Below are 14,032 nucleotides of genomic sequence, written 5' to 3'. Positions count from 1 at the left end.
TCATCACGTGTTGCGTTTGTTGTTAGTATTCCTGTGTATGAATATCATCTGGTATATCGCCTACCTGCTGATGAATCATTCCATTCTGCCCAGCCCCGGATCTGTGTATAACGCGATGTTTCACTTGGGGGCCAGAGAGGTTATGCTGAATGTTGGCTACAGTCTGCTGCGGATCTTTGAAGGTGTTGCACTGGCACTGGTAATCGGTCTGCTGATCGGTCTGCTGATGGGCCGCTCACCGCTTTGGAACAGACTGCTCGATCCGGTCGTTTACCTGACCTATCCCATTCCCAAGATTGCTTTGCTGCCGGTGGTGATGCTGTTCTTCGGTCTTGGTGAAACCTCCAAAGTGCTGATGATTATGCTGATTCTGCTCTTTCAGGTCATCATCTCCGTGCGCGACGGCGTCAAGGCAATTCCTGACAGCACCTACGATGTGCTGACCAGCATCGGTGCAAGTGCGGGGCAGAAGTTCTGGAATGTGACGCTGCCCGGCGCATTGTCGGTCATACTCAGCACGATCCGGATTTCGCTCGGCACTGCGATTTCCGTGCTGTTCTTCACTGAGATTTACGGGACGGAGCATGGCATGGGCTTTTTCATTATGGATGCCTGGCTGCGGTTGGATTATCCGGAGATGTACGCGGGCATTATGCTGTTCAGCCTGGTCGGATTTGTGCTCTTCCTGCTGGTGGATGTACTGGATTATAAGTTTATGAAGTGGCGGAATTAATAGAACGAGGTATGAATATAAAGCTCACCTTTCCTATTATAACGCTATTACCGGCTTTCTTCGGGAAGCCGGTTTTTTTATATCGTTTTATACGCGGGCGGTGATTTTATGCAGTTGCTGTAATTTCCTGTCGCAAATATAATATGGAAAAAATATCTATTTTTCTTTATAATTAGAGGGTGTTTATTCGAAGACGCAAAGCTACAAAACTTTGAGGAGGATGACTTTTGAACAGCAACAGCAATCAGTTTATTCATCAGACCGCAAAAGCGGCATTGATTACTACAGTAGCGCTTGCGCTGCTGCTTCCCGCCGGGTTTGCTTCGGCGGAATCGGGCTTAGTGCCGCCTGCGGCATCAGCCGAGGCAAAGAGTGGCGGAACAGCGGCGAGTTCCGCAAGGGCGGATGCGGCCCTTGCCAAAATTACACAGGATGAGGCCGTTGCCAAACTGCGCGAGCTCTTCCCTGTTCTAAAAAGTGCAAACGTCACCCGTGTTCAGTTAGGCAACAACGATTACTATTCAGCTGGCACCACGCAGATGGCATGGACCATCGAATGGGAATATCAGGTAGACAGCGGGGGCTATGGGTTCTCCAGCATCATTGATGCCGTTACCGGGGATCTGATCAATACATATATTAATGTCCCCCTTGTGGATGATACCGCTTACTATCCTCCCAAGCTCTCGCGGGCGGAGGCTCTGGAGAAAGCACGAAGTTTTATTACCGCGGCAATGCCCTCGCTGAAGAGTGAAAATATTCAGCTGGTAGAATCGAGATTTTCAGATCTGGGCAGTGAAGTGCTTTTTGGTCCCGTCCAATATTCTTTTAATTTCAATATGCTGAGGAACGGGATACCTTCGGTTGCGGATGATTTAATCATCGGTATCAATGGGAACGGGGAGGTAATCAATTTCAACAAAATGTCCGCAGTGCAGGCATTACCGTCTGCCAAGCCGGCTATCTCCAAGGAACAAGCGAAGAAGACTTTCACGGATAACTTTAATGTCGGACTGTACTATACTCCGGTATACAAGAATGGAAACGTAGCAAGCTGGATACTTGGCTGGAAGGTGGAAGAGCAGGCCTTGTATTCGATTGATGCCCATACGGGGAAAAGACTGGACAACGAAGGCAAGGAAGCTTCGTCCATTCCCGTATCCCATGAGACCGTTCCGCTTGGCAAAGAGGTTTTCCAGCCGCTTGCTCCCGGCAAAGAGCTCACTGTGGAGGAAGCGGTCAAACTGGTAGAGAAGGTGGCTGCCCTTCCGAAGGACCGCAAGCTGGTCAGACAAGCGAAGAGCACCGCTTACCAGCGGCTGGATCAGAAGGTCTGGATGCTGACGTGGGGAGCGGATACGGAGGGGATGCAATCGGGAATGCCGCGCCATTCCTACGCGGAAATTAATGCGGTTACAGGCGAGATTACCCAGTTCCAAATGGAACAGTACATGTATGGGGAAGAGGCTAAGCCGCAGCCTGTTCCCGCAGGCAGCAAGAAGCTGACCCCGGCTGAAGCTAAGCAAAAGGCACTTGCGCTGGTCAACCGCATGTACAATAAAGCAAGCAGCAATCTTAAACTGGTTGAACATGGCGGAACATGGAGCGTGAAGCCTGACGGGAAGGGGTACCGTTATGAATTTATAAATTATTATCAGGGCATACCTGTAAGCGGCAATAATATTTCTATTGAACTTGATCTTTACGGTGGACTTCAAGCCTATACTGCCGGCGGCAGTTTAGATTATTCGAAGCTCACAGAAGTGCCGGCTCCGGCAATCTCCAAGGCGGAAGCACTGCAAAGCTATCTTGGCCAGTATGACATGCAGCTGCAGTTTGTTCGTTTAGGCGGATATTCCGGTAATGGCGGCATTGGTGATTCGACAGTGAAGCTGGTATATGCCCCGCTCACGGCTGACAACGGTGAGATGAGTAAGGTGCTGGATGCCAATTCCGGGAAATGGGTTTCGCTCTACGAGCGTAACGGACGGACAGCAACTGCTGGTGAAGCTGTAGACCTGAAAGGGCACCTGGCCGAAAAACAACTGACCGAGCTGCTGAAATACAAAGTGCTTACTCTGGATGAAGGCGGCAAAGTAAATCCAGACCAGGAAATATCAACCGGGGATTGGTGGACGCTGATTGCAGACGCATCGACAACCTATTACAAGGGCTATTCGGGTGCGGAGAGCAAAACGGTGGCAGGTGTGAGTCCCGAAAGTCCATATTACGATGCCATAAACTATGCCGTAAACCGTGGATGGATCAGCAGAGATACCGTGGTCCGGCCGGAGAGCAAGCTTAGCCGCGAAGAGTTGGCTGTCCAACTGTCTTTTTTTCTGAAGTATGGTAAGCTTTCCAGCTTCCTCGCGAATGATGCCGTCGTAAGCAGCTTCAGCGACAGCGCAGCTATCAACTATAAAGGTGCTGTGGCGCTTGTTGTGAAGCTTGGACTGCTGGAGGGCGAGAATGGAAAGTTCGACCCGCAGCGGATTGTAACCAAGGCGCAGGCTGCCATTGTTATCATGAAAATGGTGGAACTGCAGGGCAAGCTTGATCAGCCTATCGTATAATAGAACAGTTAAAAAAGAACGGAAAAAAGACCGGACCGGCAGGCACAGCTTACAGCTGCGGCCTTCCGGTCCGGTCTTTTCCTTCTATTTCTTGCTGAAACGGTACCGTCCTTAAAAAAGACGGCAAAACCGTTTCCGCTTGGTAAAGCTTATTTACCAAGCTGTTTATCCACTTCTTTAACCGGATTTTCTCCAACGTTCTCTTCAACTTTATGGCTGCTCATGAACCATCCCGTAACGGCAATGAGAACCAGCACTACATAGAAGGTAGCTTTCCACCAGGTGCTGTGGGCGAAGTCCTCAGACAGGACACCCAGCGTCGGGTGAGCCAAGGTAATCACTGCAAGCTTGATTCCTACCCAGCCGACGATGAAGAAGGCTGCAACTTCAAGCCCTGGACGGGAATGCAGCAACTTAACGAAGAAGGAAGCCGCGAAACGCATAATAATCAGTCCGATAAATCCGCCGGCGAAGATGACGAGGAACTGTCCGCCGTCAAGGCCGCCGATGTGACCCATGCCGCTCGGTGGAAGTGCTACCGCAAGGGCAACTGCTGCGAGGATGGAATCGACGGCAAAAGCGATGTCAGCCACTTCTACCTTCAGAACTGTAAACCAAAAGCTGGATTTCTTCTTATTGACAGCGCCCGGAGAGCCGCTCTCATTAGCTTCGTCAGTGACCGGCTTCTTGAACAGCACTTTTCGGAAAATATGATTTCCCGCTATAAATAATAAGTAGAGTGCGCCGATGGCTTGTACCTGCCAGATGTCGACGAGATAAGAGATGATAAAAAGTGAACCAAACCGGAAGACAAACGCCCCTGCCAATCCATAAAAGAGGGCTTTTTTACGTTCCTCATCGGGAAGGTGTTTTACCATAATTGCCAGGACAAGTGCGTTGTCTGCGGCGAGTAGTCCTTCCAGTGCTACAAGAACGAGCAATACCCAGCCATATTCCAAAAATAATCCCCAATCCATTGCTGTTTCCCCCTCATTTGGATGAACATATTTAAGAAAACCCTGCAACACCAATAGTCTAACCAAATTTATATAAAAAAGACCTTTACCAAACAGATTAGCCTTTGGAATAAAGGTAACCTGATTGGTAAAGGTCTCGCTAACAATAGTTCATTGCCAATAAAGCCGGAGAATATCCTCATATTCTCGTATTGACGACTTTATTTAACAGCTACTCCCCTTTACGGGATATATTAAATTTTATTAGTTTTGGTTGCAGGATTGATCTAAAAGTATCATATATGAGCCGAAGGCTATTGTCAATGCCTCTTGAAAATTAGTATCAATGAAAAATGGCAGGGATGGAAACGGAAACATGATACATAAATGTTATGTAAGTTTACATGTGGTATGACGAAACTGCAAACACAAGGAAAAATAAGGCTATTTTAGCTTAAACATAATTGACGATGTGGAGGTTTGAAAATATTATGAGAGTAATCAAAGCGATTGAGTGAGTTTTAAGTTATGAAATCTAACATACTAATTCCAGTTATGCTTAAAGTCTTCTAAGTGTAAAGATTTCAGGATATTAAGCTCCGTTAAACAAAGCATATGTTTCCGAAGCGAGTTTTACTCGCAGAGGCTTCAGGTAGCAGATGCTTCGTAAAACTTTTAGGAGGTGGGAAATAATGCAGCCGTCGTGTATATCAAATGAAGCAGAGGAGGAGATTAGCCGCCACCCTTGCTACAGCGAGGAAGCCCACCGGTTTTATGCCAGAATGCACATCCCGGTTGCTCCCGCCTGCAACATCCAGTGCAATTACTGCAACCGCAAGTTCGACTGTGTGAATGAGAGCAGGCCGGGTGTGGTCAGTGAGGTACTGTCGCCGGAGCAGGCGGAACGCAAGGTAAAAGGGGTTGCAGCGCAGCTTATGCAGCTCTCGGTGGTTGGTGTGGCCGGACCTGGAGATCCGCTGGCAAATCCGGAACAGACCTTCGATACGTTTGCCCGGGTCAAAAGACATGTGCCTGATGTGTCCTTATGCCTTAGCACGAATGGACTTACCCTTTACCGGCATGTGGATGAGATTATCGAGCTGGGCATCCGCCATGTCACGATCACCATCAACGCCATTGATCCGGATGTCGGCCGCGAAATCTATCCTTGGGTATTCGATGAGGGAGTGCGGTACGAAGGGAGAGAAGCGGCGGAACTGCTGATCAGCCGCCAGCTTCAAGGTCTTGAAATGCTGGCGAAGCTCGGAATTCTGGTTAAGGTCAACTCCATTATGATTCCGGGGGTCAATGATCATCATCTGCCTGCAGTGTCCAAAAGAGTAAAAGAGCTTGGGGCCACACTGCATAATGTAACTCCGCTGATTATCGCGCCGGGCAGCCAGTATGAAGCGGACGGACGCAAAGCGCCCCGTCCCAAGGAATTGCACAATCTGCAGGAGCTGCTTGGGCGTGACGGCATGAAGGTTATGCGCCACTGCCGGCAATGCCGGGCCGATGCTATTGGACTGCTGGGCCAGGACCGCAACCAGGACTTTCCCCTGGAGGCGATGGAGGACGATCCGGCAATCAATGAAGCAGCCAGGACGCAGTTCCAACATGATCTGGATGCCAAAATCCGCGAACGCGTCAAAATGAGGCGGGCAAGACTCATGCAGGAGAATGCTCTCAAGATTAGAGTCGCTGTAGCTACTAGAGGCGGTGACAAGGTCAATCAGCATTTTGGGCATGCGACCGAATTCCTGGTGTACGATACCGACGGAGCGGAGGTACAGCTGCTCGGTGTCCGCAAGATCCAAGCGTACTGCCATGGCAAAGCAGATTGCAACGGCGATAAAGTTGCCACGCTGCAGGAAATCATCTCCATTCTTAGTGACTGCCGCATTCTTCTCTGCTCTGGTATCGGCGAAGGCCCACGGGCCAGCCTGAACAAAGCCGGAGTATTGCCTCTCGTCCGCAAAGGTGGAATACAGGAAGCTATTCTCGAAAGCGTCAAGTACAGCTCTTATTTTGAAAATATAAACATTTCGAAGGGATGATGAAAAATGAGACAAATCGCTTTCTATGGTAAAGGCGGTATCGGTAAATCGACAACTTCACAAAACACCCTGGCTCAGCTGGCTACAAAATTCGGACAAAAAATTATGATCGTCGGCTGCGACCCCAAAGCCGACTCCACCCGCCTTATCTTGAATACCAAAGCCCAACAAACCGTGCTTCATCTGGCGGCTGAGCTTGGCTCCGTAGAGGATCTGGAACTGGATGATGTACTGCAAACCGGCTTCGGCGACATCATTAATGTTGAGTGCGGTGGACCTGAACCGGGTGTAGGCTGCGCGGGACGCGGGATTATAACGGCAATCAACTTCCTGGAGCAGGAAGGCGCTTATTCCGATCTGGATTTCGTATCTTATGACGTACTGGGCGACGTTGTCTGCGGCGGCTTCGCAATGCCGATCCGCGAGAACAAGGCGCAGGAGATTTACATCGTCTGTTCCGGGGAGATGATGGCGATGTACGCTGCCAACAACATCGCACGCGGTATCTTGAAATATGCCACCAGCGGCGGTGTGAGATTGGGCGGCCTGATCTGCAACAGCCGCAATACGGACCGTGAAGACGAGCTCATTATGGAGCTTGCCCGCCGCCTGAATACGCAAATGATTCACTTTGTGCCGCGCGATAATGTCGTTCAGCATGCTGAGCTGCGCAGAATGACCGTTGCCCAATATAATCCGGAGCATGCTCAAGCCAAGGAATATGAAATCCTGGCGGAGAAGATTCTGAACAATAAAATGCTGACGATTCCGACCCCGATTACGATGGAAGAGCTGGAGGAACTGCTGATGGAATTCGGCATCATCGAAGACGAAGAAGCCGCCATCCAGAAGCTGCAGGCTTCCGGCCAATAAGCCGCAGGCGGTGTTTACACGAAATCCGGTGAACGGGAGTGGAGAGACGGCTGATTCACCGGAATCGCTCATTGTGGCACGAGAAGCCACGCAGGCGGCTAAGGCTTCCTGCACTACGAAAAGGAGGGTCAGCAAATGGGACTGGATATCGAGGCGAATAAAAAGCTGGTTGAAGATGTGCTGGAAGCCTACCCCAAAAAAGCGAAGAAAGACCGGGAAAAGCATTTTCAGATCAATACGGAAGAAGCGAAAACCTGCGGTACATGTGCGCTGAAGTCCAATATTAAATCCCGTCCCGGCGTCATGACGCCGCGCGGATGCTCTTATGCAGGATCTAAAGGCGTGGTATGGGGACCGATCAAGGATATGGTTCATATCAGCCATGGTCCTATCGGGTGCGGCCAATACAGCTGGGGTACCCGCCGCAACTATGCCAGCGGGACGCTTGGAATTGACAACTTTACCGCCATGCAGATTACAAGCGATTTCCAGGAGACGGATATCGTCTTCGGCGGAGATAAGAAGCTAGAAGTGATTATGCGTGAGATTACCGAGATGTTTCCGCTCGCCAAGGGGATTTCTGTTCAATCCGAGTGTCCGGTCGGTCTGATCGGCGATGATATTGAAGCAGTATCCAAAAAAATGGCCAAAGAGCTGGAGATGCCGATCGTTCCGGTGCGCTGCGAAGGGTTCCGGGGTGTGAGCCAGTCGCTGGGCCATCATATTGCCAACGATGCAATCCGTGACTTCGTGCTCGGCAAAGCTGAACTGGCTGAAACCGGCCCTTACGATGTCAATATTATCGGCGATTATAATATCGGCGGTGATGCCTGGGCTTCCCGTATCCTGCTGGAAGAAATGGGTCTTCGCGTCATTGCCCAGTGGTCCGGCGACGGTACCTTGAATGAGCTGGAAATCGCCCATAAGGCGAAGCTGAACCTGATTCACTGCCACCGCTCCATGAACTACATGGTTGAGCATATGGAGAAGGCCTACGGTATTCCTTGGATGGAATACAACTTCTTTGGACCTTCCAAAACGTATGAGAGCCTGCGCGCCATCGCCGCTTTGTTTGACGAGACGATCCAGGAGAATTGCGAGAAGATGATCGCGAAGCATAAACCGGAAATGGATGCGATTATTCATAAATTCAGACCACGGCTGGAAAATAAAAAAGTGCTCCTGATGATCGGCGGTTTGCGTTCCCGTCATACGATCGGCGCTTATGAGGATCTCGGCATGGACATCGTGGCTTCCGGCTATGAATTTGCCCATAAAGATGATTACGAGAAGACCTTTCCGATGATGAAGGAAGGCACGATCATCATGGATGATCCAACGGCGTATGAACTCGAAGAGCTCGCACAGAAAATGAATGTTGACCTTGTGGGCTCGGGGGTTAAGGAGAAATATGTATACCACAAGATGGGGGTTCCGTTCCGCCAGATGCACTCCTGGGATTACAGCGGTCCGTATCATGGCTTCGACGGCTTCAAGATTTTTGCCAAAGACATGGATATGACCGTGAACAGCCCGGTGTGGAATCTGATTAGCAAGAAGGAAAAAGTCCAGGCAGAGGGGGCGAGCATATGAGCAAAGACAGACTGGAGATTCCGGATTATAACTCTTTGTTCTCGGAAGACCGCTTCGTGCAGCAGCGGGAGAATAAAAGGCAGTTCGAAGCGCCCTGCAGCGAGCAGGAAACGGCTGAAGCACTCGCTTACTCTCAATCTGCGGAGTATATGGAGAAGAACTTTAACCGTAAAGCGGTTGTCATCAATCCGCATAAAGCCTGCCAGCCGCTTGGCTCGATCATGGCCGCGCTCGGCTTTGAGAAGACCCTGCCCTTCATTCACGGTTCGCAGGGGTGCAATTCTTATTTCCGCAGCCATCTAAGCCGTCATTTCAAAGAGCCTACCCCTGCTGTTTCTTCTTCCATGACCGAGGATGCGGCTGTATTTGGCGGCATGAGCAATCTGATTGACGGTCTGGAGAACAGTATTGCTCTCTACAAACCGGAGATGGTTGCGCTTTGTACGACCTGTATGGCCGAGGTTATCGGCGACGACCTGTCCTCCTTCATCGGCAATGCCCGTCAAAAGGGTGTGATTTCGGAAGACTTCCCGGTTGCTTTCTGCAACACGCCAAGCTTTGTCGGATCACACATCACCGGGTATGATTCGATGCTGAAAGGAATCCTCAGCTATCTGTATGACCGCTCAGGCATTCAGGCTGCTCCGGGAAGCGGCGAAGAAACGGGGGAAAAGCTGAATGTTATGCTCGGCTTCGAGCCTTACACCGGCAACTTTGCGGAAATCCGTAAAATTCTGAATGCCTTTGATACCAAATATACGTTCCTTGGCGATCACAGCGGCAACTATGACTCTCCGGCTACGGGAGAATACGAATATTATTACGGTGGAACGAAGCTTGAAGATGTTCCTCTGGCCGCTAACGCGCTCGCTACGCTGTCGCTCCAGAAATACACGCTCAAAAAGACGCAGGATTATATCGGCGGAACCTGGAAGCAGCCGATTGCTGCGATGTCCACACCGCTAGGCATTACAGGAACCGACAAGCTGCTGGATACCATTAGTGAGCTGACGGGTCTTCCAGTTCCTGCATCGCTTACTGAAGAACGCGGCCGGGTAGTGGATGCCCTTACGGACAGCCACCCTTACATTCACGGCAAGCGGGTGGCACTGGCCGGCGATCCCGACCTGCTCATCGGACTCATCGGGTTCTGTCTGGAAACCGGTATGGAGCCTGTGCATATCGTCTGCTCGAATGGGGATGTGGACTTCAATGATGTGAAATTCAAGGAGGAAGCCGAGGCGCTGCTGGCCTCCAGTCCGTACGGCACGGAAGCCACCGTTTATATCGGCAAAGACCTGTGGCATATGCGTTCACTGCTGCTGAACGATCCGGTGGATCTGGCGGTCGGCAGCTCGCATCTGAAGTTCGCAGCCAAGGATGCGAATGTGCCGCTGATCCGGGTGGGGTTCCCAATCTTTGACCGTCATCACATGCACCGTTATCCGATTCTTGGATACCAAGGTGCACTGAATTTGCTCAGTCTGATCGTTAATACTGTTCTGGATGAGCTTGACCGCAACCATTCCGGGTTCAACTTTGATCTGGTACGTTAAGAGGAAACACACATAGATGCAGGATTGCCTGTAGTAAGCATCCACCTTTAACGAAGGAGATGAAGAGCCGATGGACCCTGTGCGAAAAGACGAATTTGATTCCGAGGCTTGCGGGAGCCTCTCCCCCAAATCGAAGCCTTGTCCGCGGCCCAAACCGGGTGAAGCGGCCGGAGGCTGCTCCTTCGACGGAGCCCAAATCACATTGCTGCCGATTATGGATGCCGCGCATCTTGTCCATGGTCCGATTGCCTGTGCCGGGAACAGCTGGGAGAGCAGAGGGGCGTTGTCCAGCGGGCCTTCTCTGTCCCAGTATGGCTTTGCTACGGATCTTAATGATTCCGATATTATTTTTGGCGGGGAAAAGAAACTGAAGGAAAGTATCGACTATATTGCCGGGCGCTTTGCGCCTCCGGCAATATTTGTATATTCAACCTGTGTGACGGCTCTGATCGGCGAAGATATGGATGCTGTATGCAAGGAGGCAGGAGAACGGCTGCATATCCCTGTTATTCCCGTGAACAGCCCGGGTTTTGTCGGCAGCAAGAATCTGGGCAACCGGCTGGCAGGTGATGCTCTGCTTCAGTATGTGATCGGAACAGGGGAACCGGAGCCGGACACTCCGCTCGGCGTCAATTTGATCGGTGAATATAATATTGCCGGTGAAATGTGGGATATCGAGAAGCTGATGAACAGTGCCGGAATCGCCGTAACCTCGCGTATTACAGGAGATGCCAGATATAAGGAGATTACCTGGGCGCACCGTGCCAAGGTGAATATGGTGGTCTGCAGCCGCGCGCTGCTCGGTCTTGCCAAAGAGATGGAGTCGAGATATGGCATCCCTTATTTTGAGGGCTCTTTCTACGGGGCCAAGGAAACGACGTATTCCCTGCGCCAAATGGCGTATCTGATGAATGACCGTGAAATGGAGCGCCGGGTTGACCGGTTGACCGAGCGTGAAGAAAGCCGGCTGGCTATGGATTTGCGTCCGTACCGCAAGCTGCTGAAAGGAAAAAAGGCGGTGCTGTACACCGGCGGCGTTAAAAGCTGGTCCGTGATTTCCGCACTTAAAGAACTGGGTGTTCAGGTGGTTGGAGTCGGCACGAACAAAAGCACAGAGGATGATGTGCGGCGTATTGCCGACCGGGTGGGCGATGACACCGAATATATTCCGGAAGGCGGTGCGGGCCGGATTCTCAAAACTGTACGGGAACGTAAAGCTGATATCATGATCGCCGGCGGGCGCAATATGTATGTGGCGATGAAAGAGCAAATTCCTTTTATTGATATCAACCAGGAGAGGCACAAGGCTTACGCCGGGTATGAGGGGCTGCTGCGGCTGGCCAAGGAGCTGACATATTCCCTGGCGAATCCAATCTGGAAGCTGGCGTCCAGTCCTGCTCCCTGGGATAAGGAGGCTCCGCCCTATGACCGTTAACCGGAGAAAAAAGCCCGCCTCGGTCAATCCGATCAAGATTGGCCAATCGCTGGGGGCTGTTCTGGCCCTTCAAGGCTGCTACCGCGCCATGCCGCTGATCCACGGCTCCCAAGGCTGTTCCGCTTTTCCCAAAGCACTGCTTACCCGGCATTTCCGCGAGCCAATCGCCGTACAGACCTCGGCGCTGCAGGAAATGGATGTTATTTTCGATGCTAACCGCAATTTGGAGGAGGCGCTCAATCTTGTGCTGAGTAAGCACCGGCCCGATATTATCGGCATTGTGGGAACGGAATTGACCGATGTGGCCGGAGTGGACTACCAAAGCCTGCTCAAGATGTATAAGCGGGAACGCAATATGCGCGGCGGGCTGGCGTTCTCCGTCGTGCTGCCCGACTTTCGGGGCTCATTGGAGTCCGGGTTCAGCACTACAGTGGAGGCGATGATCGACGAGATGATCCAGCAGGTTGGACACCGGGGTTCGAGGAATGTGAATACCCGCCAGATTACGCTGCTTCCGGGTTCCTTTCTGACACCTGCAGATGTGATGGAGCTGAAGGAAATGATCTCCTCCTTCGGATTTGACGTCATTGCTGTACCGGATATATCCACCTCGCTGTCCGGTCATCTCCTGACCGGGTTTTCCGCGCTGACCCGAGGCGGTGTGCCGCTGGATTCCATGCTGCAGAGCCTGCAGTCCGGCCTGACGATTGCCGTCGGAGCCAGCATGGAACGTCCGGCCAGAAGGCTGCACAATGCACTGGGCACACCCTACAAGGTATTTAATGGAGCCATGGGGCTCAAGGCAACAGATGATCTGCTGCATTTCCTGCATCAGATCAGCGGCGAGCCGGTGCCGCTCCGTTATTGCTGGCAGCGGGAGAACCTGCTTGACAGTATGCTGGATGCGCATTTCCAATTTGCCGGAATGTCGGTGGTGGCCGCACTGGAGCCGGATCATCTGTATTCCGTCTCAAGCTGGCTTGAGGAACTGGGTATGGAACAAAAGGCGCTGATTGCATCCTATGAAACTCCGGTTGTTGCAGGTATGGAGCGGGAGGTATGGGTAGGTGATCTGGATGATGCCGAGGTGCTCGGAAAAGACGCGGATTTATGGATCAGCAATTCGCATGGGATCGCAGGAGCAGAACGTATTGAAGCTGCATTTCTGGCGGCTGGGTTTCCGGTCTGGAGCGAGCTTGGGGCGTATATGTCCGTTTCGGCCGGCTACAGGGGCGCTATGGAATGGAGTAATAAAGCCGGGAATTTGTTGATGCGAAGGGAGGCTGAGCGCCGTGAAGGTAGCGTTCGCCACAGATGACGGAAACCGTGTAAATGCCCATTTCGGGCAAAGCCCAATGTTCGCTGTTTACAATGTGGCCAAAAATGGCGGAGAGCTCTTGGAGCTGCGCAAGCTCCCCGCTTTGCTCAATGAAGATGAAGCGGGCAGGATCGACAGCCGCCTGGAGGCGATAGGTGATTGTACCCTGATCTTCATTATGCAGATCGGGGCCTCCGCAGCGGCGAGGGTCACCCGCCGCAAGATTATGCCGGTGAAGGTACCCTTTGGCAGTCCGATTGATGAGCAGGTGAAACGGCTGGTGGAAATGCTTCAGGGCAAACCGCCCATGTGGCTGGCTAAGGTGCTGCGGGCGGAAGAAGAAGGCGAAGGGGAGGGATTAGATGGAACCCATGGCTAAGTCGAACATTAGTCTGTCGGGAGAAGCGGCTCAAGAAGGCGCGGCAGTACAACGCCGCAGCCGCTCCAGCCGCAAGCCGCTGGATCCGGATACGGCGGATGCTTTTGTCCGGCGTTTATGCCATCTGCTGGATACGGAAGACTTCTTTGGCAAATACGCTTCCTTTACGCCGCAGGCAAAGATCGCCAAGCAGTTTCTGGCCTCCGCCGAGGATAAAAGCAAGTCGGAATTCAACTGTGCTGTATCTCCGGAAGTGCGGCATCAGGTGCCGCTCGTCTTTCAGGCTATCGCCGGTGTGGTGGAAGAAAAAAGCGGCGTTATCGTACAGAGCACCGCCGAGATTAATGGAGAAGGCTTCGGGCGCGGGCTGCTGTACACCGGCCGCGTGATCCTCGTTCTCAAAAGCCTGCGGGCCGGGTTCCCCTTTCCGTTCACGGCGGAAGAGAAGCTGATCCGCTACGGGGTGGAGTGTGTGGAGGAAGGGCTGGCTTATTTGCATAAATATAAGGAAATTACGGCCCTGCACGGTTTGCTTAGCCTGGAGGGCTAGCCAGTAAAT

General features: G+C 51.9%; 11 protein-coding genes. 10 read left to right on the top strand and 1 reads right to left on the bottom strand.

Features of this window, described 5'->3' with window-relative positions:
* Positions 1–7 precede the first annotated feature (7 nt).
* Positions 8–733, top strand: a complete 726-nt coding sequence (locus NST07_RS28200; protein ID WP_342481983.1) for an ABC transporter permease — start codon at positions 8–10, stop codon at positions 731–733.
* A gap of 227 nt (positions 734–960) precedes the next feature.
* Entirely contained in the window at positions 961–3,306 is a 2,346-nt protein-coding gene (locus NST07_RS28195) for a YcdB/YcdC domain-containing protein (protein WP_342480599.1), read from the top strand.
* 149 nt (positions 3,307–3,455) lie between these two features.
* Here the strand turns inward: NST07_RS28195 and NST07_RS28190 are convergent, their stop codons facing one another.
* Positions 3,456–4,283 (bottom strand): TerC family protein, encoded by an 828-nt coding sequence (locus NST07_RS28190; RefSeq protein WP_341095956.1) that lies wholly within the window; start codon positions 4,281–4,283, stop codon positions 3,456–3,458.
* Between the two features lie 671 nt (positions 4,284–4,954).
* On the opposite strand from NST07_RS28190, the gene nifB reads away from it, so the two are divergent.
* The 8 genes from nifB to NST07_RS28150 all read left to right on the top strand — a co-directional run bounded on the left by nifB (position 4,955) and on the right by NST07_RS28150 (position 14,023).
* Positions 4,955–6,319: a nitrogenase cofactor biosynthesis protein NifB gene (nifB, locus tag NST07_RS28185; RefSeq protein ID WP_342480598.1), complete on the top strand. Its 1,365-nt coding sequence runs from the start codon at positions 4,955–4,957 to the stop codon at positions 6,317–6,319.
* Positions 6,320–6,325: 6 nt separating this feature from the next.
* A complete protein-coding gene (nifH, locus tag NST07_RS28180; RefSeq protein ID WP_341095951.1) occupies positions 6,326–7,192 on the top strand; it encodes a nitrogenase iron protein in 867 nt (288 codons plus the stop codon).
* A 135-nt stretch (positions 7,193–7,327) separates the two neighbouring features.
* Positions 7,328–8,785, top strand: a complete 1,458-nt coding sequence (gene nifD, locus NST07_RS28175; RefSeq protein WP_341379691.1) for a nitrogenase molybdenum-iron protein alpha chain — start codon at positions 7,328–7,330, stop codon at positions 8,783–8,785.
* Positions 8,782–10,341: a nitrogenase molybdenum-iron protein subunit beta gene (nifK, locus tag NST07_RS28170; RefSeq protein ID WP_341379690.1), complete on the top strand. Its 1,560-nt coding sequence runs from the start codon at positions 8,782–8,784 to the stop codon at positions 10,339–10,341. The genes nifD and nifK overlap by 4 nt, the downstream gene beginning before the upstream one ends.
* 70 nt (positions 10,342–10,411) lie before the next feature.
* On the top strand, positions 10,412–11,776 hold the full coding sequence (gene nifE, locus NST07_RS28165; protein ID WP_341095947.1) for a nitrogenase iron-molybdenum cofactor biosynthesis protein NifE: 1,365 nt from the start codon (positions 10,412–10,414) through the stop codon (positions 11,774–11,776).
* Positions 11,766–13,094: a nitrogenase iron-molybdenum cofactor biosynthesis protein NifN gene (gene nifN, locus NST07_RS28160; RefSeq protein WP_341379689.1), complete on the top strand. Its 1,329-nt coding sequence runs from the start codon at positions 11,766–11,768 to the stop codon at positions 13,092–13,094. Before nifE ends, nifN begins: the two co-directional genes overlap by 11 nt.
* On the top strand, positions 13,069–13,473 hold the full coding sequence (gene nifX / locus NST07_RS28155; protein WP_341095942.1) for a nitrogen fixation protein NifX: 405 nt from the start codon (positions 13,069–13,071) through the stop codon (positions 13,471–13,473). The genes nifN and nifX overlap by 26 nt, the downstream gene beginning before the upstream one ends.
* A complete protein-coding gene (locus tag NST07_RS28150; RefSeq protein WP_341095939.1) occupies positions 13,457–14,023 on the top strand; it encodes a DUF269 domain-containing protein in 567 nt (188 codons plus the stop codon). Before nifX ends, NST07_RS28150 begins: the two co-directional genes overlap by 17 nt.
* The last annotated feature ends 9 nt before the right edge of the window (positions 14,024–14,032 follow it).

It is taken from the genome of Paenibacillus sp. FSL L8-0340 (assembly GCF_038593145.1).
In the GTDB taxonomy this organism is placed as follows: Bacteria; Bacillota; Bacilli; order Paenibacillales; family Paenibacillaceae; genus Paenibacillus_AQ.
Note: the sequence above shows the minus strand (reverse complement) of the source record. Positions and strands in the feature narration are given on the sequence as shown.